The sequence below is a fragment of the Aeromonas sp. YN13HZO-058 genome (genome assembly GCF_001921245.1).
GTDB classification, from domain to species: domain Bacteria; phylum Pseudomonadota; class Gammaproteobacteria; order Enterobacterales; family Aeromonadaceae; genus Aeromonas; species Aeromonas allosaccharophila.
The window spans coordinates 47,073-72,973 of record NZ_MQSY01000027.1 but is presented as its reverse complement, the minus strand read 5'-3'; the positions used below and the strand labels follow the sequence as shown (position 1 = coordinate 72,973).

Here is a 25,901-nt window from a genome sequence, read left to right as displayed (position 1 = left end):
TGGGGTATCCATGATGGTAGACCTCAAGGTGATGGCCTACTTCAAGATTAGCCTTTCAACACGTAATTGGGACATAGCCATAAAAAACCGGGCTATCGAGCCCGGTTCAAGTGAGGTTGGAAAAACAGTCCGTACTGCGAGCCGTTTGTCCAGCCTGACTCAGATATCGATCCGGCGAGCTTGCCAGAACTTGCTGCGCCAGTATTGGCTGTCCAGCTTGGAGCGCGTCACACCGGCACGGGTCGAGGCGTGGATGAATTCGCCATTGCCGACATAGATACCAACGTGGTTGAGACGACGATTGATTTTGAAGAAGACCAGATCGCCTTCGACCAGATCCTGTTTGGAAACGCGCGTCCCTTCGTGGACTTGGGAGCGGGTATCTCGGGGTAATTCAACACCGACGGCATTGCGGAACACTTCACGGGCAAAGGCGGAACAATCGATACCGCGCTGGCTACTGCCACCCATCCGGTACGGAACACCACGCCACTCTTTATATACTGTCAGGATTTCATTCACATCGGGTGTCTGGGAAGCTTCCGGTTCGATTACAGGTTCAACCATGGAAACTTCGATCTTGCTCGCGACCTCGGGTTGGGGTGCCGAGGCACAACCCACCATTCCGAGCGCGACCAGCAGTAGCATCAGGTGGCGCAATCCTTTATCCCCGCTAAATAGTAAATCTTGTTAAAATACGGCCCCAAAGGGCAATTTATAAGGCAACAGCACCCGACTATATCCAAGAATTCTATCGAGGCAAGTGAAAATCCCTATCGAGCTCACATTTTTGCAAGTAAATGCACGATTTTTCATAATTAATGTGATCATGCCCAAACAATATACAATCGCAAAAAGGGCCTTGGGTCTCATAGATAACTGGCTTTTATCCCTGCTTCAGCACCTTTTTAAAGTGAAAAATCATGATCGAAACCGATCTTTTTTTGTTAAAACCGGCTAGGGTATTCCAGGAACTGCTCGCTCAATTGCCTGAAGGGCTGTCAACCGATGAGCAGCATATCTGGCAAACCATGACCCATCCTGAACGGCGTCAGGAATATCTGGTGAGCCGCGCCCTGTTGCGCCAGCTATTGGCCGAGCGGCTGCAACGCCCCGCCGCCAGCCTGCAATTTTGCAACGGCCCCCACGGCAAGCCCCGGCTGCATGATGATGCCTGGCATTTCAATCTGAGCCACAGTGGCAGCTGGCTGGTGTTGGCACTCTGCCCACAGGGGCCGCTGGGGGTGGATATCGAACTGGGCAAACGGCGGCATCATCCCCTCCCCTTGGCCCGCAGGTTTTATGCACAGAGTGAATATGAGTGGCTCTGCACACTGCCCGCTCAAGAGCAGGAGAGCGCCTTCTACCGGCTCTGGTCGCGCAAGGAGGCGGTACTGAAGGCCCACGGCGGCGGCATAGCCGCCGGGCTCGAGAAGGTACGGTTTATCCCGGATGATGGATGGCGGCTCGACAACCGGCTCGATAACACTCCTTATCAGGTACAGGATTGGCCCTTTGCCAGCGGCTGGCTCAGTCTCGCGGCAGCGGCAACCCCCGTGACGTTTTACCGGCTGGATGAGCGCTTGAATTGCCAGTCGCTCAACCCCATGTTACTCAACACCCTTTCTGAAGAGTCCAACTCATGATCGTCGACATTACTCCCCAGAATTTTCACGCTGAACTTATCGATGCGTCCATGAAGAAGCCGGTTGTCATCTATTTCCATGCTCCGCAGATGCCGGAGTGTCAGGGGATGACACCGCTGATCGAATCACTGGTTGGGCCCGCCAATGAGCAGGTCACCCTGGCCAGGGTGGATATGAACGATCCGCAACTGCAGCCGCTGGCCAGCCAGCTCGGTCTGCGCGCCCTGCCCGCGCTGGTGCTGTTCCATCAGGGTCGTCCTGACGAACAGGCGATCATCGAAGGGCCGCAGGATGAAGCCACCCTGCGCCAGTATTTCGCCGCCTTCGCCCCCAAAGAAGAGGAAGAGCTGCTGGCCAAGGGGCAACAGGCACTGGCTGACGAGCAGCCCAGCATCGCCTATGCCCATCTGACCAAGGCACACCAGCTGGCCCCTGAACGTCACGACATCAGCCTGTGGCTGATCCAGGCCGCACTCGACCTCAATCTGCTGGAGGAAGCGCAGGAGCGCCTCGGCACCATCCCGATGGTGGCGCAGGATGGTCACTTCCATACACTGAGCTCACGGCTCGCGCTGGCCCTGCAAGCGGCAGACAGCCCGGAGCTGCGCGCGCTGGAAGCCCGCCATGCAGAGCAACCCGATGATTTTGCCCTGACTCAGGAGCTGGCGGTGCAATACAACCAGGCTGGCCGTCAGGAAGAGGCGTTGGGACTGCTGCTGGAGATCCTCAAGCGGGATTTGGCATTCGGCGATGCCAGAAAGACCTATCTCGATATTCTGGCGACCATGGGCAGCACGCCGGCGGCGCAGAGCTACCGTCGCAAACTCTATAGTCTGCTCTACTGATCAGAGTCGAACTGGCTGGTAATGATGGGGGAGTGCCGGGAAACCGGCATGACCTCATGGGTCAAGTGCAAAGAAGGTGCTGTGGGAATAGTGTAGAAACGGTGAATTTCAGGCAAAAAAAAATGGCGCATAACTGCGCCATTTTTTTCGCATGGATTACTTCTTGTAAGAAGTAGCCATGTTGTCGATGCGCTGGTTAGCACGCATAGCTTCTTGCTTGGCTTCGGCAACATCAGCAGCGATTTTGGACTGATCAGCACGAACTGCGCTAACATCTTGAGCCAGTTGGTCAACTTTGTTAGACAGATTCTGAACGGAAGTTTCCAGTTCGCTGGTGTTTGCACAACCGCCCAGCAGAGCGGACAGACCAACAACACCTACCAACAACAATTTTTTCATTTTTAAAGCTCCCTTGAACTCGCCAGACGTTTAGCAAGCGGCGTGATTATGGCACAAAAAAATCATACTTTGCATAGTCCCCACCACAGATAAATGCATTAAAACCCTCATTTTTTTTTGAATGAACAGTTTTTGTCCAGATTCGTCTAAAAAATGAGTGCCGCGTGGTGAGGGCACGGACAAAGGTTAACCAAATTTTTGCCTTATTACAATTTCGTATGAGGCTCAGGCACTCTGTTCTGACAACAATTGACGATATTGCACCAGATCCTCGATGGTCAGCACCGGCATCTGGTGCTTGCGACCAAACGCAACCAGGTCTGGCAGACGTGCCATCGAGCCATCTTCCCTGGTCAATTCACACAGCACACCAAACGGTTTGAGACCGGACAACTGCATCAGATCGACCGTCGCTTCGGTATGACCACGACGGGTAAGCACCCCACCGGTTCGCGCCCGCAGCGGGAATACATGACCCGGGCGGTGCAGATCACCCGGTTTGGCGCCGTCGGCGATGGCTGCACGGATGGTGGTGATGCGATCAGCCGCCGAGACACCGGTCGTGACACCCTGCGCCGCTTCGATGGTCACAGTGAAGGCGGTCTGGTAGTGGCTGGAGTTGGCTTCCACCATCATCGGCAGTTCGAGCTGGCGAACCCGCTCGTCGGGCAGACAGAGGCAGACGATACCGGAACACTCGCGGATCATCAGCGCCATCTGTTCATTGGTCATGGATTGGGCGGCGAAAATGAGGTCGCCCTCGTTCTCCCGATCTTCATCGTCGGCCACCAGCACGCCGCCTCCGGCACGCAAGGCAGACAGGGCCGCTTCGACACGGGCAACGGGATCACCGAATTCACTGAGTAGAGACTGATTCATGGTAAAACTCCTAAACAAGACAAGGACCAGAATCAGGGCATGGAAAGGCAGACAGAGAGGAGCATGCAGCGGCCAGCCCATAAGGGCCTACGCGGCAATGTCTGTCTTATCCTCTTTCATCCGGACTATGACCGTCGGCTCCGGCATCTCACCGGATCTGCTGACCCCGCCCCGGCAATCAGCCGGGTCGGGCGCTCGCGGGCTCCCCGAGTCAATCGGGATACCGCCGGTGGGGAATTGCACCCCGCCCTGAGAATAAGCGCAGACAGCCTAAAGAAAAACGGTTGCAGATACCAGCCAAAATCCCCCGCTGGCTGAAAAGCGTTTCAACATTGCGCCCGGGATCGCGCTCTGCGGCCCGCTCGCCAGCGCGAGAGGCCGTGACTGGCGAATTTCTTTATGGCGCGGATCGGTTTATGGCATAGTTCCGGAAACAAAAAACAGAGCCCGAAAAAGAGCCTGAACAACGCTGCCTGCGCAGACAGCAGCGCCAACACCACAAACGGAAAATGACAGAGATGGAAAAGAAAATACTGCTCACGGATTGCCCTGATGCCAAAGGGCTCATCGCCAAGATCACCAACATCTGCTACAAGCATCAGCTCAACATCATCAAGAACGATGAGTTTGTGGATCACGAGAACGGCCGCTTCTTTATGCGTACCGAGCTGGAGGGGCGCTTTAATGACGAGACCCTGCTGGCGGATCTGGATGATGCCCTGCCCACCGGTGCCCAGCGTCGTCTGGTCAAGGCGGGCAAGAAGCGTATCGTCATTCTGGTCACCAAGGAGACCCACTGCCTCGGCGACATTCTGATGAAGAACTACGCGGGCGCGCTGGATATGGATATCGTCGCGGTGATCGGCAACTACGACACCCTAGCCGAGCTCACCGGCAAGTTCAATATTCCGTTCCACACCGTCAGCCATGACGAGCTGAGCCGTACCGAGCATGAAGAGCAGGTGCGCGCCATCATCGACAGCTATGAGCCTGACTATGTGATCCTGGCCAAGTACATGCGGGTGCTGACGCCGAGCTTCGTCGAGGCCTATCCGCGCAAGATCCTCAACATCCACCACTCCTTCCTGCCCGCCTTCATCGGTGCCCGCCCCTACCGGCAGGCGTTCGATCGCGGGGTCAAACTGATCGGCGCCACCGCCCACTTCGTGACCGACGATCTGGATGAGGGCCCCATCGTCGAACAGGACGTGATCCACGTCGGTCACGCCTTCAGTGCGGACGACATGGCCAAGGCGGGCCGGGATGTGGAGAAATCGGTGCTGAGCCGCGCGCTGGAGCTGGTGCTGAACGAGCGGGTGTTCGTCTACGGCAACAAGACGGTGGTCTTCAAGTAATCCGCCCACACGGCACGCATGAGAATGCCAGAAACAACAACGGCTCCCGCGGGAGCCGTTGTTGTTTCTACGCCAAATATCAGAGCGGCAGATCGTTTACCGTCACTGCGCCCTTCTCCAGCTTCAGCTCGGAAGTCAGCGCTTGCTTGTCGGCCTTCAGATAGCCCATCAGGGTCAGCTGATCGAGCATGGGGGCCAGTTGCGGCACCGCCTTGCCCAGCTTGTCGCTGAGGTTGGCATGCAGCACGCCGCTCAGGGCCTGCATCCCCGCTTCGCTGTTGAACAGTTGCTCCAGCGAGGTCGATGCCAGCTTCACATCCCCCTTAATGGTCACCGCCTCACCGTTGAGCTTGGCGCTGAGATCGGCCAGCTCCAGGGTCGCGCCACGTTTGAGCATCTTGTCCAGCGCCTGCTGGATGGCAGCATCTTCAACCCCCTTGCCACCGGCGGCCTGCAACCCCTGGTACCCTTCCAGATCCAGACCGTTGAGGTTGAGCGCCAGCTTGCTGTCGGTGACCGCCAGGGTGTCGGTCTCGTTCTCCAGATCCAGCTTGGCAATCTTCATCTGATAGCTGCTGGAGAGGGTCTGGGCATCATCGCCGGTCAGCTGGGTCTCGGTAGTCATCCCCTGCAGGGCGACCTTGACGCTGTCAGGTAGTTGCACCGTGAGGGCCGAGAGGGTCATCTCGCTCTGGGGCGAGAGGAGCACGCCGCTGATCTCGGCAATGTCGGCGCTCCCTTTCAGGTCGGTCAGTTCCAGCTCCATCTTGCTCTGCTCTTCGTGGACCGTCATCCCCTGCCAGGCCATGGTGATGTGGCCATTCCCCTCCAGGTTGCCGTGAAACTCGCCGGAAAGCGGCAGGAAATGGAACTCGTCCAGCCCCTGTTTGACCTTGAACTCATTGGCCCAGAAACGGCTGCTGTTACCCTGGGTCCAGAGGCTGGTGACCGACTCCAGACCGAGTTCCCACTGCTCCATGCCCAGTGCGGTAAAGACCGGCGCCATAGTGCCATTATGGGTATCGAGCAGGAGGTGGCTCTTGATATAGAGCGGCAGGATCCGGCTCTTGACCACCAGTTGCAGCTCGATGGGCTGACTGCCTTCCAGTTCACTGTCGATGGTAGCCAGCTCCTCCGGCGTCACCACGATCTTCAGGATCCCGTCCCGGGTGAAGAGGTTGCTGCTGCTCGGCTGCCACTGCATATCGATGCCGGTCTCTTGCTCTACCTTGGCAATCTGCTCCGCCATGATGTTGTCAAAGCTGTTGCCCGTGTACCAGCACGCCGCCAGACCACCACCTACCAGTGCCGCACCCACGGCGAGGGCCACTATCTTTTTCATATATTCATGTGTCTCCAGGGAGTTGTCACTGCACTCTAGGGGCGTACTCGGGGCGAGGCAAGTGCAATCAGATGGCGCCCCAACATTCTTCCGATTCGCCACAACCTCACAGCAAGGGACTGAAGAGATAGAAGATGTTCTCCATCGCCTTCTTGTACCAGGGGCGTGCCTGCCATTTGGCTAGCGTCATCGGGGTGGCTTCCGCCATATAGCCTTGCACCAACCGGGTCATCTGGGCCACGAACGAGGGGTTGTCCACCAGCAGGGTCACCTCGAAATTGAGCCAGAGGCTGCGCCGGTCCAGATTGACCGTCCCCACCAGCGCAAAGTCGTCATCCACCAGCACGCTCTTGGTATGGAGCAGACCGGCATCGTAGCGGTAGATCTCCACCCCGGCCGCCAGCAGCTCCTCCATGAACGCATTGCAGGCGTAATTGGCCATGATGGAGTCGTTGCGCGCCGGCAACACCAGTTGCACCTGCACCCCGCGAGCCGCCGCCGAGCTGAGCGCGGCCGCCAGCGGATCGTCGGGCACAAAGTAGGGGGTCGTCAGCACCAGATGGCTGCGCGCCTGATAGATGGCGAGCAGCAGGCTCTGCTGAATACAGTCGCCACCAACGAAGGGGCCGGACGGAATAAGCTGGGCACGGTAGTTGGTCTGGGGCCAGGCTTCGGGATCATGTTGCAGGCTGTCCAGCAGCCGCTCGCCGGTCTCCATCTCCCAATCCCAGACGAAGATCGACCACATCAGCGGCACCATGGGCCCCTGCACCCGGATCATGATATCGACCCACTGGCCGACCCCGGCATCTTGCTTGAAGAAACGGGGATCCACCATGTTCATGGAGCCGGTGTAACCCACCCTGTCATCGATCACCACCAGCTTGCGATGCATCCGCAGATCCTGACGCTGGAACACAATGCGCCATGCGCCAACCGGCAGCACCTCCACCAGCTTGACCCCCGCCTTGCGCAGCTTTTTCGGCCAGTGAGAGCGGAAGAACTGTTTGCTGCCCACCGAATCGAGCAACAAGCGACAATCCACGCCGCGTTGCGCCACTTCGATCAGCGCCTCGCACACCTCGTCAGCATCGCCGCCCGGGTGCCAGATGTAGAACTCCAGATAGCAGGAGAGGGTCGAGCGGCGGATATCCTGCGCAATCTCGCGCAAGATCCAGTCCGGCTTGTTGAGCAGAGTCATGCGGTTGCCGGAAAGCATCGGCATGGCGAGCCGCCCCTGGATCAGATCGTGCAGCGGTTGCGCCTTGGCGCCCACTTCGCAGCAGTGCTGAGGGAACAGACGCGCCAGCTGACGGATCCAGATGGCATAAGGGCGATACATGGCCTGGGCACGCTCGGCGCGGCGGCGCCCCAGCTTTATCTCACCAAACAGCACATAGAAGCCCACCCCGGCAAATGGAATGGCGTAGATCAGCGCCAGCCAGGCCAGCGACACACCGATGGGACGGCGTTTCATCACCACCCGAAATGACACCCCGGTGACGATAACTGTGTGAAAAAGCAGTAGCAGCCAACCCAGAAAACGGGAAAACAGCAGTTGAAGATCATGTTCCAGACCGTTGAGCAACGGGGGCTCCTTCTCATCGACAAACAGTGCGGTGGGCAGACCCCAACCGGCCGCAATGGTATGCTGTAAGGCAAATCCATTCTATCAGGTCGCACGCATGATCCTGCAATCTATGCTGCTCAGCCTGGCCATGCTAGGCCAAGGCTCATATGACATCAATGAGCAACAGATAAACCAGTACCTGCAATCTCAGGTGCAAGTCGATAAACAGCTGGAACTGCCCAGCATCATAAAGGCTCATGTGAAACTTGAGCAGAGCGATGTCCAGATTGGTCGTCAGCGCCCCGACACGGCACGGGTCTATGGCAAGGGCAAGCTCAAAATCGCCCTGCCCGACAATACCGAATATGATGCCCGCCTGCAGATGACCTATGAGGCGAGGCCCCGCTATGACAAGGCCCAGAGCGCGCTGTTTCTGGATAACATGAAGCTGGTGGAGTACAAGCTGGAGCCGGAAGCGGCCGAGAAGAAGTTCGGGCTGATGCTCAACATGCTGCTGCAGAGCATGGAGAAACGGCTCGAGACCAAGCCGGTCTACAAACTCAATGACAAGGATCCGGATCAGGCCTGGCTGAAGGAAAATCTGCTGGGGCTGGAGCTGTCACCGGGCAAGATCCACCTGTTGACCAACCCCCGCTAAACCACTCAATTCAGGAGGGGCTGGGTGGTATCCCGTACCAGCAGCTCCACCTGATAACCCTGCTGCTGCTGCCGCTCGTAGAGGGAGAAGAGCGACCCGCTCAATTGGTTGAGGGGCATATCGGCAAAACCGGCCTTGAGATAGAAGGGCTTCTCGAACGGGAGCGCCTGACAGACCACCGGTTTGTCCGCCAGACCGTGACAAGCGTGCTGCAACAGCCGTGACCCCAGTCCCAGCGACTGGTAGTGGGGCAACAGGCGAAAGCCGCACAGATGGTAAAACTCCTCCTCGTCCCGCAACCGTACCGCCCCCACCAGCCAGTGAGCATCACGCACGACAAAGATCCGCTCGGCCAGGTCCGGCACATAGTGGGAAAACGTCGTTTCGTAATAGTCCCTGATAAGGGAGAGGTCGGCGTCGCAGTACTCTTCGAAGGTGAGTTCCATCGCCAGCTTGCTTGTCACAGAAAAATCCTTTGGTAATCAATTATTAGTGCCAGATACGGTGAGCTAATCCGACCAGCTGACGCCAGCACGATAGCATGCCTTTCGTCAACAAAAAAGCAGGCGTCATAGCGACGTTGCTGACCCGGTGGAAGAGGCCATGACCCACGGCCTGACTGCCAACGCACGGCTTCACGATGACAACCCTTTATTGCGGTGGATACTTTGATCCCGGTCACCGAATCGGGTCATTTGCCCCCTGCTCGCCGCTTGTTCTGCCCTCGTCATGATGCTTTACTCAACATGGTCATCACAGGAAGGAGTATTACGGTTGAAAGCATGGATGCTGGCAGGCCCTATGTTGTTGATCCCCCTGAGTGGATGGAGCCAGACTCCCCCGCCCGCGGAGGTGGTCTTCCTGACTGCAGCCCCCTCCCCCCTGCGTCCGGTCAATGAGGCCACGCCCGCCCCGCAACCCGAAACCGCTCAAACGGCGGCAACCGCCGCTGGCGGTAACAAGCAGATCCAGGTCTATAAATCGGTGCAGCAGAACGGGGTGGTACGCTACTCAGACATGGCGCCAGAGCAGGGCCATTACGAGCTGCTGCTGTTCAACGACTGCTTCGCCTGCGATCCCAAATCCAATGTCAACTGGCAGACCACCGGGCTGTTTCTCTATGACTATGCCAGCACCATCAAGGCGGCCGCCAAAACCTATCAGGTTGAGCCTGCGCTGATCCGGGCTCTGATCCATGCGGAATCTGCCTTCAACCCGCTGGCGGTCTCCCGCAAAGGTGCGATGGGCCTGACCCAGCTGATGCCCGCCACGGCGCGGGAACTGGGAGTCGGCAATGCCCTGCTGGCGGAGCAGAATATCTTCGGCGGGGTGAAATATCTGGCGGGACTGCTCAAGCAGTATGACGGCAACGTGGCACTGGCGACCGCGGCCTACAACGCCGGAGCTGGCGCCGTACAAAAACATGGCGGCATCCCGCCCTATGCGGAAACTCGCGCCTATGTGGAGCGCGTCCAGCTACTCCACCTGCGCTACAAGGAGATGCTGCAGGCCAAAGGGCTGTGACGCTCGGCCCTGCCCATTCTCTCTTTCCCCCCTCCAGAAACAAAAAAACACGCCCGCAGGCGTGTCGATACCACACGTTGTTTCGCCAATAATTACTTCTGCTCAGTCGCCACCAGGCGATAAGCCAGCGCACCCAGAATGGCACCGACAATCGGGGCAACCCAGAACAGCCACAGCTGGCTGACCGCCCAGTCACCGACAAACAGCGCAACGCCGGTACTGCGGGCCGGGTTGACCGAGGTATTGGTCACCGGAATGCTGACGAGGTGGATCAGGGTCAGGCACAAACCGATGGCGATCGGGGCAAAACCGGCAGGCGCGCGGCTATCGGTGGCGCCCATGATGACGAACAGGAAGAAACCGGTCATCACCATTTCGCACACCAGGGCAGCAGTCAGGCTGTAACCACCGGGAGAGTGCTCGCCGTAGCCGTTGGAGGCAAAACCGGCGGAGAGATCAAAGCCGGCCTGACCACTGGCAATCACATAAAGCACGGCAGCGGCGGCAATGCCACCCAGCACTTGCGCCACGATATAAGGCAGTACACCGGATGCCGGAAAACGACCACCCGCCCACAGACCGATGGTGACGGCAGGATTGAGGTGACAACCGGAGATATGGCCGATGGCAAACGCCATGGTCAGCACGGTCAGACCGAAGGCCAGCGAGACCCCCAGCAGACCAATCCCGACGTGAGGGAAGGCTGCAGCCAGCACGGCACTGCCGCACCCGCCCAATACCAGCCAGAAAGTGCCCATAAACTCGGCAGCAACAGGTTTCACAATATTTCTCCCATTTGAGATAACACCGAACAGACCCGAGAAGGGCCCATGCTTGAACAAGCGCAGCATTATGGGAGTGTGAGTCCAGATTGCGAACCCTGCCGACAAGGTTCATTGAATGTGATATCCATCACAATTTATTGATTAGATAAGAGATTTGTCATTAAGGCAGCTGGCGGCACGTCTCATACCCAAGGGCGTCATGCGACAACTTGTGACACCGTTTCGCTCGACTGCTCATCTGTTGAACGCTCAAAACGGAGAGGTGGTCAGTTCCCTACCGGTGCAAAGCGGCTGACAACCTGCCCCTGATGCTCAATCCACTCCATGAACATGGCGACAGGGCGGGCATAGACCTGACCATCCTGCTCGGATTGATAGATCACCAGCTGCTCCTGGGTTTCGGTGTGCAGGGCCAGGGCAAGCACTTGATAGTAACCCCCCTTGAAGTGGCGATAGCGGCCGGGAACGGGTGCATGCATGGGAAACCTCGCAGGAATAGACACCGATGAGCGGACCACACAACGATGACACCGTCGGTGCCATTCAACTCATCGCAAAGGGGAATGAAGACGATTTTTTACACAAGCCAATCGTGCCACAGGATCCGGATATTGCAACACAGTCGGGCAGCTTTGTTAATTCGTTCCCCATGTTTCACTGGTGAAAGTCGGTTAGCACAAACGATCGTGCTAAATTTAACGTTCTGACAACCCTGTTTCAGGGCTAAAAATCAGGGAATTCTTCTAAAAAGAGGATTGTTCTAGCATTCAATTCTGTGAAGAATAGGGGAAAAGAAATTTGATACTAAAAATCGCCTTTTTCGCCAACGCGTCCCCATGGGGAAGGAATCACACTCACCATGTTCACTATCGACAAGTCGCACAAGCTCGACGATGTCTGCTATGACATCCGCGGCCCGGTGCATAAAGAAGCCCGCCGTCTCGAAGACGAAGGCCACCGCATTCTCAAGCTCAACATCGGCAACCCTGCCCCGTTCGGTTTCGATGCGCCGGAAGAGATCATCAAGGATGTGATCCTCAACATGCCGCTGAGCCAGGGCTACTGCGACTCCAAGGGGCTGTTTTCTGCCCGTAAAGCGGTGATGCAGTACTACCAGCAGAAAGGGATGCGCAAGGTCGATATCGACGACATCTACATCGGCAATGGCGCCAGCGAACTGATCGTGATGGCGATGCAGGCGCTGCTCAACAACGGCGACGAGATGCTGGTCCCCTCCCCCGACTACCCGCTCTGGACTGCCGCCGTCACCCTCTCCGGTGGCCATGCGGTGCACTACCGCTGCGACGAAGGGGCTGACTGGTATCCGGATCTCGATGACATCCGTGCCCGCATCACCCCGCGCACTCGCGGCCTGGTGCTGATCAACCCCAACAACCCGACCGGCGCCGTCTACGGCAGCGAGTTCCTGCTGGAGGTGATCGAGATCGCCCGCCAGCACAACCTCATCATTTTCGCCGACGAGATCTACGACAAGATCCTCTACGACGACATCTCCCACACCAGCGTCTGTACCCTGTGCGACGATGTCATGGTGGTGACCTTCAACGGCCTCTCCAAGGCCTACCGCGCCTGCGGCTTCCGTCAGGGCTGGATGGTCATCACCGGCCCCAAAGGCCGGGCCCGTGGTTACATTGAAGGGCTGGAGATGCTGGCCTCCATGCGGCTGTGTGCCAACGTGCCGATGCAGCACGCCATCCAGACCGCCCTTGGCGGCTACCAGAGCATCAACGAGCTGATCCTGCCGGGTGGTCGCCTGCGCAAGCAGCGGGACAAGGCATGGGAGCTGCTCAACGAGATCCCCGGGGTCTCCTGCGTCAAACCCAGGGGGGCGCTCTATATGTTCCCGCGCCTCGACCCCAAGGTGTATGACATTCGCGACGACCAGAAGATGGTGTTCGACCTGCTGCAGCAAGAGAAGCTGCTGCTGGTACAGGGCACCGGCTTCAACTGGCCGGCGCCGGATCACTTCCGGCTGGTGTTCCTGCCCCGCGAAGAGGAGCTGGAGGATGCCATCGGCCGCCTCGCCCGCTTCCTCAAAGGCTACAAGCAGTAAACAAAGCCAATGAAAAAGGCTCCTTACGGAGCCTTTTTGTTATCCGTGGTTTTATCCGTGCCATCAGCCGTGCAGCAGGGCACCGGCCACCAGCACCGCCATGGTAATGAGGGCCACCCCGATGATAAAGGGCAGCACCCAGCGCACGAAGCGATCGTAGGGGATCTTGGCGAGCGCCAGACCGGCCACCAGATGAGCGGCGGTGGGAGCGAACAGGTTGATCCAGCCGGAGGCGGACTGATAGGCGGTGATCACCAGATCCCGCGAAATACCGGAGAAGTCCGCCAGCGGCCCCATCAGCGGCATGGAGACGGTCGCCAGTCCCGAGGTCGAGGGAATAAAAAAGCTCAGGATGATGTGTACCAGATAGGCCATCAGGATGAACACCGACGAGGAGAGTCCGGTCACCAGCCCTTCGGCCCAGTGCAAAATGGTATCGATGATGACGCCCTGCTCCATCACCACATAGATGCCGCGCGCCACCGCCACCACCAGCGCCACCCCGATCAGATCCCGCGCGCCATTGAGGAAGGTCGCGACATAGTTGGATTCCGGCATCCGGTTGATCAGCGCAATCAGGATGGAGGCGCTGAAGAACAGGGTGGAGAGCTCGTCAAACCACCAGCCAAAGGTGGGCAGCACATCGATCCCCAAATCCGACCAGGGCACCACCGCATAGATCATCAGCAGGAAGGTGCCGAAGAAGACCAGCATGGTGAGCTTCTGCTTGCCGGTGAAGGCGAGATTGCCGCTCTTCATCTGGGAGAACTCGTCGTCATAGGTGATGTCGGCCAGCACGGAGCGGGACTTGTCCTGCTGTACCTGCTTGGCGTAACGCATCACGAACCAGGAGGCGAAGATCACCAGCAGCAGCCACTGGATGACCCGCAGGCCAATCCCCTCACCGATGGGGATACCGGCAAAACCGGAGGCGATGCCGGTGGCAAACGGGTTGACGGTGGAGGCGAGCACCCCGACCCCGGAACCGAGCAGAATGATCCCCGCCGCCACCATGCGATCGAAGCCCGCCGCCATCATGACCGGCACAATGAGTGCCCAGAAGGCCACCGTCTCCTCCGCCATGCCGAACGTAGAGCCACCGAGGGCAAACAAGGCGATCAACACAGGAATTAGCAGCCGCTCACGCCCGGCAAAGCCGCGAACAATGGCCCCTACTCCGGCATCGAGCGCACCGCTTTGCATGGTCACCGCCAGAAAGCCGCCGATGATGAGCACGAACAGTGCCACGTCGGCCGCCTTGTGAAAGCCCTGAATGGGGGCCTTGAGCACCTCGAACACCCCTTGCGGGTGGGCGGGTAGCTCGGTGTAGCTGCCGGGCACCGGCAACAGCCGCTCGTCACCGCTGTAATCGGCCACGGCCGCTGCCGCCACCGGCTGCTGGGTCTTGGCGGTGACATAGTCATATTTACCCGCTGGCAGCACCCAGGTGAGGGCGGCCATCAGGGCGATGATGATGAAAAGCAGGGTATAGACAGTGGGGAGTTGGCGCTTCTTGGGCGCCTCGTTTGGAGTGGTCATAGCTTCCGTTCCTCGGCAATGCCGTCTGTGATCCGATCAGCGCAAGACTAGCGGGTTTGATATGGGAAAAAGGTGATCGCTGATAATAAAATTCCGCTAATTAGCGGAATTTTTTCCAAAAAAACAGGGCCCCGCAGGGCCCTGTTTTCACTTGAGTCAGGCTCAGAGCTCGACCACGTCGAATTTCACATCCGGATTCACATCCGCATCGTAATCGACTTCGTCCAGACCGAAACCGAACAGGCGCAGGAACTCCTGCTTGTAGCCGGTGTAATCCGTCAGCTCGGAGAGATTCTCGCTGGTGATGGACGGCCACAGGTCGCGGCAGGTCTGCTGCACGTCTTCGCGCAGTTCCCAGTCATCCATGCGGATGCGCGCCTGCTCGTCCAGCGCCATGTCGGACGCGTAGAGACGGGTACGCATCATGCGATCCACCTGCTCCATGCAACCCTCGTGAATGCCCTTCTCCTTCATGATCTTGAAGGCCATGGAGATATAGAGCGGCATCACCGGAATGGCGGAAGAGGCTTGAGTCACCACGGATTTCAGCACAGCCACGTGAGCGGTGCCGCCCTTGGCTGCCAGATCGCCACGGATGGCTGCAGCGGCGCGGTCCAGATCTTCCTTGGCGCGGCCCAGAGTACCGTGCCAGTAGATTGGCCAGGTCAGATCGGTACCGATGTAGGAGTAAGCCACGGACTTGGCGCCGTCGGCCAGCACGCCTGCATCACGCAGGGCCGCCATCCACAGCTCCCAATCCTGACCGCCCATCACGGTGATGGTGTTCTGGATCTCTTCCTCGTTCGCCGGCTCGACAGTGGCAGTGATGATCTGATCCTTGTTGGTATCGATGGCGGTGGTGGTGTAGACCTCACCGATCGGTTTGAGGGCAGAGCGCACCACTTCGCCGGTGTCCGGCATCTTGCGCACCGGAGAGGCCAGGGAGTAGACCACCAGATCGATTTGACCCAGATCCTGCTTGATAAGCTCGATCACCTTGGCACGGCACTCGTTGGAGAAGGCATCGCCGTTGACGCTCTTGGCATAGAGACCCGCCTCTTTGGCGGCCTTGTCGAAGGCGGCGGAATTGTACCAGCCAGCAGTACCGGTCTTGGACTCGGTGCCCGCTTTTTCAAAGAAGACGCCGAGGGTGGCGGCGCCGCTACCGAAGGCAGCCGCAATCCGGGAGGCCAGGCCATAACCGGTGGAAGCGCCGATCACCAGCACCTTCTTGGGACCATTCTCGATGGTGCCCTTGGCTTTGGTATAAGCGATCTGGCGACGAACATTGGCTTCACAACCAACCGGATGAGTGGTGGTGCAGATAAAGCCGCGAACCTTGGGTTTGATGATCATATGGAGTCTCGGATCCGTTTAATGGATGAAATCGGGGCATAAGATACCTCATCTTGCCGCGATAAGGTGCTCTGATGTGTTGAACGGCGGCAAAAATCGACTGGTCTGCTGTCGAATTAAACGAAAAGCAGTCATCTGTTTTGATGCCAACGACTGCCAGCCGTTATCGGCCGATCCCGGTGCGCTATCCCCGCTTTACCGCCGTTGCCAAACCTCATTGCCGCCCGCTTGGTTACCTTGTCCCCAAAGCCTGCCCCGGCTGATGGCTGACATATACTTGGACAACATCGTGGCGCTGGATGATTAGCCCGACAGGGCGGAGGTAACATGACCAGATGTTGGCAAAAATGCTTGTTGTGGGTGGCCGTGGCATTGTTTGCGGTCAGTGAGGTATCAGCCAAACCGACCATCGGCATGGTGCTCAAATCCGTTCGCAATGAGTTCTTCATCGAGATGGCGAAAGGGGCCCAACGCTACGCCAAAGCCCATCCGGAGGCCCTCACACTACAACTGGAAGGCATCCAGCAAGAGGTCGATGTCAGCGGTCAGGAGGCGATCATCCGCACCATGATTGCCCAAAAAGTGGACGCATTGATCGTGGTGCCGACCGATTCGGTCGCCATGCTGCCCGTACTGATGGAGGCCATCCGAGCAGGCATTCTGGTCATCAACATGGACAATAAACTCGATGACCGTGCGCTGGTGCTGGAGGGGGTCAATATCCCCTTCGTCGGCCCCAGCAACTTTGTCGGCGCACGCAGTGTCGGGGAATATGTCGCCAAAGCACTGCCAGCAGGCAGCAAGGTAGGTCTGATAGAAGGGCCTCCCGGCGCCATCAACAGCCGGGCGCGCAGTGACGGATTTCGGGCCGCCCTGCGGGCCGCTGACATGGTAGTGGCCGGAGTGCGCAGCGGCTACTGGGACGTTGCTCAGGGCAAGAGCGCAACTATCGATCTCCTCAAGGCAACTCCGGATGTCAAAGCGCTGCTCTGTGGCAATGACAATATGGCCATCGGTGCCGCTCAAGCGCTGGCTGAGCTAGGGCTAAAGGGCAAGGTGTTGCTCGGCGGCTATGACAACATTCCGGGGATCCACTCTTACCTCAGCGATGGCTCTGTCGCGGCAACGGCAGACCAGTATCCGGGCAAGCAGGCACAATACGCCCTCGATCTCGCTCTCAAGGCGCTGGCCCAGAACACGCCCCAAGCCGATTTGCCCGGCATAGTTCAGACCCCCGTGGAACTGGTTGTACATCCTTAGGAGAGGCGATGAGAGGATGGTGGGTATTGTTGGCATTGTGGTGCCGATTCGCATCAGCCGAGCCGGTATTGAACATCTATGCGGATGCCTACGCCCCCTTCATTCAGGTCAGCAAAGAGGGGCTGAGCGGCCCCTATGTCGATGCCTTTGCCCGTCTGGCGCAGCAGCAGGATATCAAGATCCACTTTCAGGACAAGCCGATGCGCCGCCTGCTCAAGATAGTGACGACCGAGCCAAACAGCTGCGGGCTTGCCGTGCACTTTTCCGCCGAAAATGCCGAAACCCTCCGCTATGTAGCACGTATTGCCCCGATCACCCTGGCAGTTTATGCCCGGCAGGGCACAGTGAAACCGCTGAGCAATATCGAGGCGCTGCGCAACTATCGCATTGGTGCGATCGATGTGGCCGAGCTGAGAGAGATCCTCGACAATGCGGCGATCCGCTACGAACTGCTACCCAAGGCTGGCCAGGGTATCGCCATGCTGCAGGCGGGTCGCTTCGATCTGCTGATCAGTGACGTACTCCCCGAGCTGGTGAGCGCCCCCGTCCAAGGGAAACCGGTCCAGCGGGTGATGGTGCTGGCCCGGGTCGAACGCTGGCTGGCCTGTCACCCGCAACTGCCACCCAACACGGTGAAACGCCTGCGCGCCGCCCTCACGCTGGGGGTATTCGACGATGCCATGGCCGACATCTGGCAACAATATGACCTGAGCTCGGTATACAACGGGGTCAGACGAGAGTGGATCCTGATCCCCTGATCGCAACCCCATTCAATCCAACGTCTCCCACGCTCACCGCCGCCAGCGACTGTCAGCAGGCAATGCGGGTGATATAACCATCCTGCAGCTTGTAGAAGGCATCTTGCGGCAACTCCTGTGCCCAGGTCGCCTCATAGTCGAGATCGGCATAGACGCCGCGCAGCATGGCGCCGAGCAGGCCGTGGGAGATGACGATAGCCCGCTCGGCGAGCGCGGGATCCTGCAACCACTGGTGTGCCCGGCGCTGAATGCTCTCGAAACTCTCCGCCCCTGGTGCCTGCAGATACCAGTCCCCCTTGCCGGTATCGAGTTCGGGGTGGGCAAGCCGCAGTGCCGGGATCTGGCAGCTCTCCCACTCCCCCATGCCCAGCTCCATCAAACGATCGTCCCAGACGATGCGATCCGCCGCCAACCCCAGTTGCTCGCACACCAGCAGCGCAGTCTGGCGAGCACGGCCGAGCGGGCTGGCATAGACGGTCCAGCGGGCGGGATCCGCCAGTTCGTCGGCAAGCCGCCGCCCCATGGCGATGGCTTGCGCCTCGCCCTTGTCGGTCAGATCGGAGTTGCAACGCCCCTGCAGACGCTGCTCGGCATTGAATCGGGTCTGGCCGTGGCGCAGCAGATAGATGAGTCGGGACATGGTTTCTCCAGCACGTTCAGATAGATAGAAAAATAAGGGGGACGATGATAGCAGATGAGCCCGGGGGATGGCCCAAACAGACGTGTAAACGCAGGCGTAAAAAACGGGTCAGTGCCGACCCGTTTGCTGTCAATTTGGCCAGAGTGAACCGGCTCAGCCCTTCTTGATCTCCCGCAGATAGCGGTAGATGGAGTGGACCGAGATGCCGAGCTGGCGCGCGGCGATCTGGGCACTGTCTTTTAACTCGAAGATCCCCATATCGTGCAACTGGTTGACGATGACCCGGGTCTTCTGGGACGGGGGCACCGCCTCGTTGCCACGTACCTCGGCACTGACGGTGTCGATGGTGCTGTTGAGCGCCTCGTCGATGTTGCGGGCGAACACCTCCGGGGTGGCATGACTCTCGTGGGGATGCATGCACTCCGGCATCATGGTGCGCAGCACGGATTGCAACGGGGCATCCATGTCGCTGTTGATGCAGAGCAGTCCGATGGCCCTGTGCTCCCCGTTGCGGATCACGGTGGTGATGGAGCGCAGGGTCTTGCCGGTGGCGCACTTGGTCATGTAGGGGCTGGAGATATCCTGCCCGCTCTTGAGCTTCATCATCGCCAGATTGGTGATGGGGGCGCCGACACTGCGGCCGGTGATATGGCCGTTGGCAATCTTGACGATCGAGGGATTGCGCACATCCAGACTGTGGAGCAGCACCTCGGTGTGCTGGCCATACATGGCGGCGATGCCGTCCACTATGTTCTCCATCGACTTGAGGATCTCAAAATCGCTCGGACTCAACTCTTGCAGCTTCACAATGGGACCTTCTTGCAAGGGTTGCTGCACGCGGGGGGATGGCAGTACAGCAACCGACAGGGACATCAGGCGGACATGATATCAATAATGGTGGTGTCTGTGGCAGACATGCCTTCCTTCACCATCTGGCCCACGTTGCGGATGGTCTGATCCACGTTGCCTGCCACAATTCCCTGACCCGACACCGAGTGGCTGTTGAGGGCCATCAGGAAGCCGCGTACCGCCGCGCCGGAGGAGGTACTCACCTTCATGGCGCAGGAGGCTTTCGCCCCGTCGCACACCATGCCGGCACTGTCGCTCAGCACGTTCTGGATGGCGAAGCAGGATTGCTCGAAGCTGCCGCCCGCCAGATAGACCATGGCCATGGAGGCGGCCGCGCTGGTCACGGTGTTGCCACAGAAGGCCGACAGCGGTGGATAGTGGGACTTGATATAGATGGCGCCCAGATGGCTCATGATAAGGGCGCGAGCCAGCTGCTCTTCGCTGGCCGCAAAGCGCTCGGCAATCACCATCACCGGAATGGTGGCGGCAATGCCCTGGTTGCCGCTGCCGAAGTTGCTCATGGCTGGCAGGGTCGCGCCCCCCATGCGGGCATCGGATGCCGCCGCCGTCATCATCACGATGCGGTTCATCACATCCTCGCCGATGAGGCCGGCATCGATGTTCTGCTGCATGGTGCGGCCGATCTCCAGGCCATAGGGGTTGTTCATCCCCTCGGCAGAGAGCTTGCCGTTGAGCTCGGAGGCCTTGAGGATGAACTTGATCTGCTCGAACTCCACCTGGGTGGCGAACTCGTAGATGGTGGCGATGCTGATATCAACGCCATCGCAGATGGAACCGGTGGCACCGCTCTGGCTCTGATCGGCGGTGAAGGTCACCTCGCCATCGCGACGCTGCTCGACGATGCGGGTATGGCCGCCACACAGGGTCACTTCGGCGCTGTGCTCTTCACCATGATCATCCGTGCCATAAACGGTCACGCGGCAGAAGATAAACTCGGGGGCAGCGGTGCGGCTCACCTGCACGTTGCCTGCATCGATCAGCCCCTGGGCTGTGATTACTTGCTCGGGCTGAATGGCGGCCAGCACCTCCAGTCCGGCATCGGCGTTACCGCCGATAGCACCGGCGGCAGCCGCAATGGCCAGACCAATCTTGCCGGTGCCCGGTACATAGACACCCATCGAGTTTTTGTAGAGATTATCCGACACCGCGACCTCGAGGCGGCGGGGCTCACAGCCCAGCTGCCGGGCGGCGACCGCCGCGGCATAGGCGGCGGCGATTGGCTCGGTACAACCCAGCGCTGGTTTGACAACCTGTTGAATAATCTGCAGATACTGCTGCCACGCTTGTTTCATCACTTGAACCTTTTTATCAGCATTAACGAGCGATATGGGCGATCGCTTCCACTTCAACCTTGACGCCCATCGGCAGATCTTTCACTGCAAAGCAGCTGCGCGCCGGACAATCTTTCTGGAAATAGGCTTTATAGACCTCGTTGAACGCGGCAAAATCGCTGATCTCGGCGAGGTAGCAAGTGGTCTTGAGCACGGTATCCAGCGAGCCACCCGCGGCTTCCAGCACGGATTTCAGGTTCTCCAGTGACTGGCGGGTCTGGGCCGCAATGCCCCCTTCGACCACGCCGCCCAACTGTTTGCAGACCGGCAACTGACCTGAAGTGAAGATGAGATCGCCGTAGGCAGTGCCATGGCTGTAGGGACCGATAGCGTCAGGTGCCGCTGCTGCTGTGATGATGCTTTTCATATAGCCACTCCTATTTATGCAATTTTTTTTGCAATCATGAATCTCTTTTCGCTCAACATTATTTGCTTTTTATTTTATCCATACAACAAAAAGATACAAAAATGGCGTAAAAAAGCATCTTCGGTCTCAATATAAACCGTGATCACGGTCCTGATTTGAACAAAAGTATCGTCTTGGGCATTGTTTGCAACGCATTCATTCAACTATATTTGCGCCGCTTTCCCACATCCCTACAAAAAAGAAGGTTTTAATGGACGCGCACAGCACTACTCTCACCAGCCCCGCGATGGGCACCCTGGAATGGAAAGAAGCGGTTCGCTTCGACAGCACCGACTGGGGCTGGATCATCATGAGCATCGGCATGGCCATCGGCGCAGGGATCGTCTTCCTGCCGGTACAGGTGGGTCTGATGGGCTTGTGGGTCTTTCTGCTCTCTGCGGTGATCGGCTACCCGGCCATGTACATGTTCCAGCGCCTCTTTATCAACACCCTGGCCACCTCGCCGGAGTGCAAGGATTACCCCAGCGTCATCACCGGTTACCTCGGCAAGAACTGGGGCATGCTGCTCGGCGCGCTCTACTTCGTGATGCTGGTGATCTGGGTCTTCGTCTACTCCACCGCCATCACCAATGACAGCGCCTCCTTCCTGCAGAGCTTCGGCGTCACCGACGGCCTGCTCTCCGAAAATCCGCTCTACGGTCTGGTGCTGATCTGCGGTCTGGTGGCACTGGCGTCGCGCGGCGAGAACATGCTGTTCAAGATCTCTACCTTTATGGTGCTGACCAAGATCACCGTGGTGGCCGTGCTTGGCCTGATGATGGTGGACAAGTGGGATGCGGCCAACATCACCGCCATGCCCGCTGCCGGTGACTGGATGAAGGATGCCATCATCATGCTGCCCTTCACCCTCACCTCCATCCTCTTTATCCAGAGCCTGAGCCCCATGGTGATCTCCTACCGCTCCCGGGAGAAGTCGCTGGAAGTGGCTCGCTTCAAGGCGATGCGCGCCATGAATATCGCCTTCGGCATTCTGTTCGTGGTGGTGTTCTTCTACGCGGTCTCCTTCACCCTGGCGATGGGTCACGATCAGGCGGTCAAAGCCTCCGAGGAGAACATCTCCGCGCTGGCCCTGGTGGCCCAGGGGATGCCCGGCCAGACCCTCAAGCTCTTGAGCCTGACTCTCAACATCTTCGCGGTGATGACCGCCTACTTCGGCGTTTACCTCGGTTTCCGTGAAGCCTGTCAGGGTCTGGCGATGAACCTGCTGCGCCGCGTGATGCCGGAAAACCGTATCAACCGGGATCTGGTGGGCAAAGGGATCATGGTGTTTACCGTCATGCTCTCCTGGGGCGCCATCGTGCTCAACGCACCTGTACTGAGCTTCACCTCCATCTGCAGCCCTATCTTCGGCATGGTGGGTTGCCTCATCCCGGCCTATCTGGTCTATCAGGTACCGGCGCTGCACAAGTACAAGGGCACCTCCCTTTACATCATCATCGTCACCGGCCTGCTGCTCTGTGTCTCGCCCTTCCTGGCGTTCAACTGATCGGTTGCAACCCGACATGCCTTCATCAATAACGGGTCACCTTCGGGTGGCCCGTTTTCTATTGCGTCAGAGGATGCGTCTGGGCAAAAAGCCAGAGAGATCACAACTTGCAATGCGGCCTCCCCCAAGGGGGCCTGCGCAGAGTACTATTCAGGCATCACCGCATAGACCCGTCCTATCGGGTATCGAGGCCTCATATGAAATGGATTTTCAACCCGGCCATCCGGCTGGGCAATCAGCTCTCCTTCAAATACAAATTCCTGCTCTGGTCCTGCCTGATGCTGCTGCCACTGGCCTACAGCATGACCAATCTGCTGGGGCGGCTGCAGGATGACAACGCGCAGGCCAACCGGGAGCTGGCTGGCGTGGTCAATCTCGCCCCAGTGCCCGCCATCGAGCAGGCCCTGCTCACCCATCGCAATCTGATGACCCGCCACGCCTATGAGGTGGATCCGGTCGGTGACGATCAGCTCAAGGCAGCGGCACAAGCGGTGGAGCAGAGCCTGCATGCCTTTGCCGACACCCGCCAGAACAATCCCTCCTTTGAGGTGATCCAGCAGGGCTGGGCCGCCTTGCAGAGTGAAGCGGGCAAGCTGGAAGTGGAACAGAGCAACCTGCGCCACGACAAGCTGCTGACCGAGGTGCGCCACCTCTACAAGCACATCACAGCCAGCAGCAGCCTGATCCAGGATCCGGCGCTCGGTACCTACTACATGGTGATCCTCACCAGCGAGCGGTTGCCGCAACTGCGCGACCTGCTGGCCCAGGTGCGGGATCGCGCCGCCACCATAGCCGACTTCGGCCTGTTTCAGGCTGAGGGCTACAGCGGCCTGCGTTTTCGTCTCGACCTTATCAGCGCCACCCTGCAGGAGCTGGAGGCCGATCTGACCCTGCTTTACCAGATCGAACCGGCCTACCGCGCCGAGCTGGGTCAGCAGACCGATGCCCTGATGCAGCTGGTGCGTCAGGGGGTCGAGACCATGGAAAACAAGATGATGAAGGATCAGCTGGTGCAGCTCTCTACCAAGGAGGTGCAGGCACTGGGGGATAAGATGGACGAGGCCATCACCGCGCTGGCAGGCCACGTACGCCAGCGGCTGGAGGCCGATCTGCGTCAGCGGCTGGCCGCCAACCAACGCCACTTCTGGTGGGTCACCGCGCCGCTGACCGCCAGCTTGCTGCTCTACCTCTACCTGATGATCGGCGCCTATCTCTCCCTGCGCGAAACCGTGGCGCGGGTGCGTGATATTGCTGCCCGGGTCAACGCCCAGGATCTCAGCCAGCATATCGAAATCGTCGGTCAGGACGAGCTGGCGGCCATCAGCCGGGATTACAACGTGACCCTGGAGACCCTGCGCACCCTGATGCTGCGGGTGCGGGAAAATGGCGTCACCGTGGTGGAGAGCGCCACCGAGATCGAAGCGCGCACCTGCCGCTCGCAGGAGGTGATTGCCGATCAGCAAGGGGAGACCCATCAGGTCGCCACCGCCATCAAAGAGCTGGCCGCCACCTCACAAGACATGGCGGGCAACGCCCTGCAAGCCGCTCGCATGACGCAGGAGGCACAGAACGTGGTCGGTCAGGGCGAGGATGTGGTGGAGCGCACCATCAAGGCCATCGACCATATCAACCGCGAAGTGCTGCGCACCGCCGAGACCATCGGCCAGCTGGAGCAGCAGTGCAGCCAGATTGGCGGCGTCATCAGCGTGATCCGTGGCATCGCCGAACAGACCAATCTGCTGGCCCTCAACGCCGCCATCGAAGCGGCTCGGGCCGGTGAACAGGGACGCGGCTTTGCGGTGGTGGCCGACGAGGTGCGATCCCTGGCCAACCGCACCCAGGGCGCCACCGTCGAGATCCAGCAGATGATTGAACAGCTGCAATCCGGCGCTCGCGCCTCGGTCACCGCAATGTCGGCGGCCAGCCATGAAGCGCAGGAGGGGGTCGGTCTGGCGCAGGAGGCGCAACAGGCCTTTGGCGCCATCACCGAGAAGGTGGATCGGATGGTCGATACCAATGCCATCATCGCCAGCGCCATCGAGCAGCAGGGCGCCGTGGTCAACGAGATCGAACGCAACGTGGTGCGCATCTCGGATGGCAGCGACGAGGCGTTGCAAGTGGCCAACGCCGCTCGCGATGCCGCCCGCCAGATCCACCAGCTCACCGAACAGCTGCGCGCCATGGTGCAGAGCTTCGTGCTGTGACAGAACGCTGACAAGCCGGGCTCAATATGAGCCCGGCATTACCCCGACCTCACGCCTGCCCACAACGCCTCAGTTGCACGGATCATCCAGAAAATCCCTGCGCCCCACTTGCCGGACAGAGGCCAACAAAGTAGTCTCGAACGAAAACGAAATGCGGCATTCCCGACACGCACTGTCTGCGATGTCGAGGGAAACCAAGCCGCCTGCGAGCCACAGATTAAAACCAGCGTCATGTCATCTATTACCCGCTTCAAGCGAGGAGTTACCCATGGCCAGATACCAGTTTTTTACCGTTCCGGCGTCCAATCGGCAGCAATACACCTTTATCGACATGGCATCCCCGACTTTTCTACATGAAAAGGCGGCACTGCTGACCCAAGGGTTCGAGGTGGAGGAGGATTTTATTGACGCAACCAGCCCGCGAGAGGCCGTCGAGAAGTACCAATCCAATTTTCTCTATGTAGCGGACGAGATTGGCAAATCCGATAGCGCCTACGCCGCGGCCATCGCCATGCTGGAGATTGGCAAGGGGCTATTGGGCAATAAAACGCGCTGAGATAAGCTGCAGCGATGAAGAGTGGTGGCCATCGTGGCAACGTGCCCGATGGCCATATGGCGAGGCGTTAATCTTGTGACTCAGAAGCGGGCCAACTGCTGGAGCATCTCAATCAGCTCCTCTTCGCTGCTGGGCTCATAAGCGAGCTGAAGGCTCGGCGCGGCGCCCCCCATCAGCATGTAGACGTTGGTGCTGCAGTGGTCGTAGTGATACCACTTACCGTCGATACAGACGTCGGTATAGCATCTCGGGTCCCTTTTCAGTTCCATATGCACATCCTTTTGTTACATCCCATCAACATCACTCCTGACCGTAAAATAACCACCGAGGTTCAAGCTTGATGCAGATCAAGGGAAGCGGCTGAAAGGGACAGATATCTGCCAGATCTGTGGCCTGC

General features: G+C 58.8%; 27 protein-coding genes and 1 riboswitch. Of the genes, 12 read left to right on the top strand and 15 right to left on the bottom strand.

The window, feature by feature from the left end:
* Nucleotides 1-159: 159 nt before the first annotated feature.
* Nucleotides 160-648 carry an NlpC/P60 family protein gene (locus BSP75_RS06265; protein ID WP_042057977.1) on the bottom strand — a complete coding sequence of 163 codons (489 nt, stop codon included), beginning with the start codon at nt 646-648 and terminating at the stop codon, nt 160-162.
* Nucleotides 649-923: 275 nt separating this feature from the next.
* Between BSP75_RS06265 and BSP75_RS06260 the strand changes: the two genes are divergently transcribed.
* Both BSP75_RS06260 and BSP75_RS06255 read left to right on the top strand, forming a co-directional pair.
* Entirely contained in the window at nt 924-1,646 is a 723-nt protein-coding gene (locus BSP75_RS06260; RefSeq protein WP_075112596.1) for a 4'-phosphopantetheinyl transferase superfamily protein, read from the top strand.
* Nucleotides 1,643-2,491, top strand: a complete 849-nt coding sequence (locus tag BSP75_RS06255) for a tetratricopeptide repeat protein (protein WP_042057984.1) — start codon at nt 1,643-1,645, stop codon at nt 2,489-2,491. The genes BSP75_RS06260 and BSP75_RS06255 overlap by 4 nt, the downstream gene beginning before the upstream one ends.
* 156 nt (nt 2,492-2,647) lie before the next feature.
* Here BSP75_RS06255 and BSP75_RS06250 read toward each other — a convergent pair whose 3' ends face one another.
* The gene (locus BSP75_RS06250; protein ID WP_005334342.1) at nt 2,648-2,890 is read right to left on the bottom strand and encodes an Lpp/OprI family alanine-zipper lipoprotein; all 243 of its coding nucleotides are present in this window, start codon (nt 2,888-2,890) and stop codon (nt 2,648-2,650) included.
* Between the two features lie 225 nt (nt 2,891-3,115).
* Nucleotides 3,116-3,769, bottom strand: coding sequence for a 3,4-dihydroxy-2-butanone-4-phosphate synthase (gene ribB / locus BSP75_RS06245; protein ID WP_075112595.1), 654 nt, complete (start codon nt 3,767-3,769; stop codon nt 3,116-3,118).
* A 104-nt stretch (nt 3,770-3,873) separates the two neighbouring features.
* Nucleotides 3,874-4,030, bottom strand: a riboswitch (FMN riboswitch).
* A 257-nt stretch (nt 4,031-4,287) separates the two neighbouring features.
* Here ribB and purU point away from each other — a divergent pair.
* On the top strand, nt 4,288-5,124 hold the full coding sequence (purU, locus tag BSP75_RS06240) for a formyltetrahydrofolate deformylase (RefSeq protein ID WP_042655976.1): 837 nt from the start codon (nt 4,288-4,290) through the stop codon (nt 5,122-5,124).
* Nucleotides 5,125-5,203: 79 nt separating this feature from the next.
* On the opposite strand, the gene BSP75_RS06235 is transcribed toward purU, so the two are convergent.
* Both BSP75_RS06235 and cls read right to left on the bottom strand, forming a co-directional pair.
* The gene (locus BSP75_RS06235; protein WP_075112594.1) at nt 5,204-6,466 is read right to left on the bottom strand and encodes a DUF945 family protein; all 1,263 of its coding nucleotides are present in this window, start codon (nt 6,464-6,466) and stop codon (nt 5,204-5,206) included.
* Between the two features lie 106 nt (nt 6,467-6,572).
* A complete protein-coding gene (cls, locus tag BSP75_RS06230; protein WP_042057989.1) occupies nt 6,573-8,054 on the bottom strand; it encodes a cardiolipin synthase in 1,482 nt (493 codons plus the stop codon).
* Between the two features lie 97 nt (nt 8,055-8,151).
* Between cls and BSP75_RS06225 the strand changes: the two genes are divergently transcribed.
* Nucleotides 8,152-8,694 carry a DUF1439 domain-containing protein gene (locus tag BSP75_RS06225; protein WP_075112593.1) on the top strand — a complete coding sequence of 181 codons (543 nt, stop codon included), beginning with the start codon at nt 8,152-8,154 and terminating at the stop codon, nt 8,692-8,694.
* A gap of 5 nt (nt 8,695-8,699) precedes the next feature.
* On the opposite strand, the gene BSP75_RS06220 is transcribed toward BSP75_RS06225, so the two are convergent.
* Nucleotides 8,700-9,140: a GNAT family N-acetyltransferase gene (locus tag BSP75_RS06220; protein ID WP_075112598.1), complete on the bottom strand. Its 441-nt coding sequence runs from the start codon at nt 9,138-9,140 to the stop codon at nt 8,700-8,702.
* Between the two features lie 340 nt (nt 9,141-9,480).
* Between BSP75_RS06220 and BSP75_RS06215 the strand changes: the two genes are divergently transcribed.
* Entirely contained in the window at nt 9,481-10,218 is a 738-nt protein-coding gene (locus BSP75_RS06215) for a lytic transglycosylase domain-containing protein (RefSeq protein ID WP_075112592.1), read from the top strand.
* Nucleotides 10,219-10,310: 92 nt separating this feature from the next.
* Here the strand turns inward: BSP75_RS06215 and aqpZ are convergent, their stop codons facing one another.
* Together aqpZ and BSP75_RS06205 are read right to left on the bottom strand one after the other, a co-directional pair.
* Complete coding sequence (aqpZ, locus tag BSP75_RS06210; protein WP_075112597.1) at nt 10,311-11,000, bottom strand: aquaporin Z; 690 nt, start codon at nt 10,998-11,000, stop codon at nt 10,311-10,313.
* Between the two features lie 269 nt (nt 11,001-11,269).
* A complete protein-coding gene (locus BSP75_RS06205) occupies nt 11,270-11,482 on the bottom strand; it encodes a DUF1653 domain-containing protein (RefSeq protein WP_042655972.1) in 213 nt (70 codons plus the stop codon).
* Nucleotides 11,483-11,508: 26 nt separating this feature from the next.
* Between BSP75_RS06205 and BSP75_RS21785 the strand changes: the two genes are divergently transcribed.
* Nucleotides 11,509-11,667: a hypothetical protein gene (locus BSP75_RS21785; protein WP_162518129.1), complete on the top strand. Its 159-nt coding sequence runs from the start codon at nt 11,509-11,511 to the stop codon at nt 11,665-11,667.
* 195 nt (nt 11,668-11,862) lie between these two features.
* Complete coding sequence (locus BSP75_RS06200; protein WP_042058000.1) at nt 11,863-13,077, top strand: pyridoxal phosphate-dependent aminotransferase; 1,215 nt, start codon at nt 11,863-11,865, stop codon at nt 13,075-13,077.
* Nucleotides 13,078-13,140: 63 nt separating this feature from the next.
* On the opposite strand, the gene BSP75_RS06195 is transcribed toward BSP75_RS06200, so the two are convergent.
* Together BSP75_RS06195 and fabV are read right to left on the bottom strand one after the other, a co-directional pair.
* Complete coding sequence (locus BSP75_RS06195; protein ID WP_075112591.1) at nt 13,141-14,616, bottom strand: YfcC family protein; 1,476 nt, start codon at nt 14,614-14,616, stop codon at nt 13,141-13,143.
* Between the two features lie 162 nt (nt 14,617-14,778).
* Nucleotides 14,779-15,972 carry an enoyl-ACP reductase FabV gene (fabV, locus tag BSP75_RS06190; RefSeq protein ID WP_005344170.1) on the bottom strand — a complete coding sequence of 398 codons (1,194 nt, stop codon included), beginning with the start codon at nt 15,970-15,972 and terminating at the stop codon, nt 14,779-14,781.
* 327 nt (nt 15,973-16,299) lie between these two features.
* Here fabV and BSP75_RS06185 point away from each other — a divergent pair, with 327 nt between their 5' ends.
* Both BSP75_RS06185 and BSP75_RS06180 read left to right on the top strand, forming a co-directional pair.
* Complete coding sequence (locus BSP75_RS06185) at nt 16,300-17,232, top strand: sugar ABC transporter substrate-binding protein (protein ID WP_075112590.1); 933 nt, start codon at nt 16,300-16,302, stop codon at nt 17,230-17,232.
* 8 nt (nt 17,233-17,240) lie between these two features.
* On the top strand, nt 17,241-17,990 hold the full coding sequence (locus BSP75_RS06180) for a hypothetical protein (protein WP_148140629.1): 750 nt from the start codon (nt 17,241-17,243) through the stop codon (nt 17,988-17,990).
* A gap of 52 nt (nt 17,991-18,042) precedes the next feature.
* On the opposite strand, the gene BSP75_RS06175 is transcribed toward BSP75_RS06180, so the two are convergent.
* The 4 genes from BSP75_RS06175 to BSP75_RS06160 all read right to left on the bottom strand — a co-directional run bounded on the left by BSP75_RS06175 (nt 18,043) and on the right by BSP75_RS06160 (nt 21,198).
* Nucleotides 18,043-18,630: a histidine phosphatase family protein gene (locus BSP75_RS06175; RefSeq protein ID WP_075112588.1), complete on the bottom strand. Its 588-nt coding sequence runs from the start codon at nt 18,628-18,630 to the stop codon at nt 18,043-18,045.
* Between the two features lie 153 nt (nt 18,631-18,783).
* Entirely contained in the window at nt 18,784-19,437 is a 654-nt protein-coding gene (locus BSP75_RS06170) for a PAS domain-containing protein (RefSeq protein WP_040065159.1), read from the bottom strand.
* Nucleotides 19,438-19,502: 65 nt separating this feature from the next.
* Nucleotides 19,503-20,792 (bottom strand): L-serine ammonia-lyase, iron-sulfur-dependent, subunit alpha, encoded by a 1,290-nt coding sequence (locus tag BSP75_RS06165; protein ID WP_075112587.1) that lies wholly within the window; start codon nt 20,790-20,792, stop codon nt 19,503-19,505.
* Nucleotides 20,793-20,814: 22 nt separating this feature from the next.
* Nucleotides 20,815-21,198, bottom strand: a complete 384-nt coding sequence (locus BSP75_RS06160; RefSeq protein WP_075112586.1) for a Rid family detoxifying hydrolase — start codon at nt 21,196-21,198, stop codon at nt 20,815-20,817.
* Nucleotides 21,199-21,448: 250 nt separating this feature from the next.
* Here BSP75_RS06160 and BSP75_RS06155 point away from each other — a divergent pair, with 250 nt between their 5' ends.
* From BSP75_RS06155 to BSP75_RS06145, 3 genes are all read left to right on the top strand, one after another.
* Nucleotides 21,449-22,744: an amino acid permease gene (locus BSP75_RS06155; protein ID WP_075112585.1), complete on the top strand. Its 1,296-nt coding sequence runs from the start codon at nt 21,449-21,451 to the stop codon at nt 22,742-22,744.
* 197 nt (nt 22,745-22,941) lie between these two features.
* Nucleotides 22,942-24,948 carry a methyl-accepting chemotaxis protein gene (locus BSP75_RS06150; protein WP_075112584.1) on the top strand — a complete coding sequence of 669 codons (2,007 nt, stop codon included), beginning with the start codon at nt 22,942-22,944 and terminating at the stop codon, nt 24,946-24,948.
* Between the two features lie 268 nt (nt 24,949-25,216).
* Nucleotides 25,217-25,504 (top strand): hypothetical protein, encoded by a 288-nt coding sequence (locus BSP75_RS06145; protein ID WP_075112583.1) that lies wholly within the window; start codon nt 25,217-25,219, stop codon nt 25,502-25,504.
* A gap of 80 nt (nt 25,505-25,584) precedes the next feature.
* Here the strand turns inward: BSP75_RS06145 and BSP75_RS06140 are convergent, their stop codons facing one another.
* Complete coding sequence (locus BSP75_RS06140; protein ID WP_042655959.1) at nt 25,585-25,773, bottom strand: hypothetical protein; 189 nt, start codon at nt 25,771-25,773, stop codon at nt 25,585-25,587.
* Nucleotides 25,774-25,901 lie beyond the last annotated feature (128 nt).

Coding starts and splice junctions, on each gene's coding strand:
- BSP75_RS06150 (WP_075112584.1), top strand. CDS start 22,942: ATGAAATGGATTTTCAACCCGGCCATCCGGCTGGGCAATCAGCTCTCC.
- BSP75_RS06165 (WP_075112587.1), bottom strand. CDS start 20,792: ATGAAACAAGCGTGGCAGCAGTATCTGCAGATTATTCAACAGGTTGTC.
- BSP75_RS06145 (WP_075112583.1), top strand. CDS start 25,217: ATGGCCAGATACCAGTTTTTTACCGTTCCGGCGTCCAATCGGCAGCAA.
- BSP75_RS06260 (WP_075112596.1), top strand. CDS start 924: ATGATCGAAACCGATCTTTTTTTGTTAAAACCGGCTAGGGTATTCCAG.
- BSP75_RS06200 (WP_042058000.1), top strand. CDS start 11,863: ATGTTCACTATCGACAAGTCGCACAAGCTCGACGATGTCTGCTATGAC.
- purU (WP_042655976.1), top strand. CDS start 4,288: ATGGAAAAGAAAATACTGCTCACGGATTGCCCTGATGCCAAAGGGCTC.
- BSP75_RS06215 (WP_075112592.1), top strand. CDS start 9,481: ATGCTGGCAGGCCCTATGTTGTTGATCCCCCTGAGTGGATGGAGCCAG.
- BSP75_RS21785 (WP_162518129.1), top strand. CDS start 11,509: ATGAGCGGACCACACAACGATGACACCGTCGGTGCCATTCAACTCATC.
- BSP75_RS06225 (WP_075112593.1), top strand. CDS start 8,152: ATGATCCTGCAATCTATGCTGCTCAGCCTGGCCATGCTAGGCCAAGGC.
- ribB (WP_075112595.1), bottom strand. CDS start 3,769: ATGAATCAGTCTCTACTCAGTGAATTCGGTGATCCCGTTGCCCGTGTC.
- BSP75_RS06140 (WP_042655959.1), bottom strand. CDS start 25,773: ATGGAACTGAAAAGGGACCCGAGATGCTATACCGACGTCTGTATCGAC.
- BSP75_RS06250 (WP_005334342.1), bottom strand. CDS start 2,890: ATGAAAAAATTGTTGTTGGTAGGTGTTGTTGGTCTGTCCGCTCTGCTG.
- BSP75_RS06265 (WP_042057977.1), bottom strand. CDS start 648: ATGCTACTGCTGGTCGCGCTCGGAATGGTGGGTTGTGCCTCGGCACCC.
- BSP75_RS06220 (WP_075112598.1), bottom strand. CDS start 9,140: ATGGAACTCACCTTCGAAGAGTACTGCGACGCCGACCTCTCCCTTATC.
- BSP75_RS06180 (WP_148140629.1), top strand. CDS start 17,241: ATGAGAGGATGGTGGGTATTGTTGGCATTGTGGTGCCGATTCGCATCA.
- BSP75_RS06160 (WP_075112586.1), bottom strand. CDS start 21,198: ATGAAAAGCATCATCACAGCAGCAGCGGCACCTGACGCTATCGGTCCC.
- BSP75_RS06235 (WP_075112594.1), bottom strand. CDS start 6,466: ATGAAAAAGATAGTGGCCCTCGCCGTGGGTGCGGCACTGGTAGGTGGT.
- fabV (WP_005344170.1), bottom strand. CDS start 15,972: ATGATCATCAAACCCAAGGTTCGCGGCTTTATCTGCACCACCACTCAT.
- BSP75_RS06255 (WP_042057984.1), top strand. CDS start 1,643: ATGATCGTCGACATTACTCCCCAGAATTTTCACGCTGAACTTATCGAT.
- BSP75_RS06205 (WP_042655972.1), bottom strand. CDS start 11,482: ATGCATGCACCCGTTCCCGGCCGCTATCGCCACTTCAAGGGGGGTTAC.
- BSP75_RS06195 (WP_075112591.1), bottom strand. CDS start 14,616: ATGACCACTCCAAACGAGGCGCCCAAGAAGCGCCAACTCCCCACTGTC.
- BSP75_RS06155 (WP_075112585.1), top strand. CDS start 21,449: ATGGACGCGCACAGCACTACTCTCACCAGCCCCGCGATGGGCACCCTG.
- BSP75_RS06185 (WP_075112590.1), top strand. CDS start 16,300: ATGACCAGATGTTGGCAAAAATGCTTGTTGTGGGTGGCCGTGGCATTG.
- BSP75_RS06175 (WP_075112588.1), bottom strand. CDS start 18,630: ATGTCCCGACTCATCTATCTGCTGCGCCACGGCCAGACCCGATTCAAT.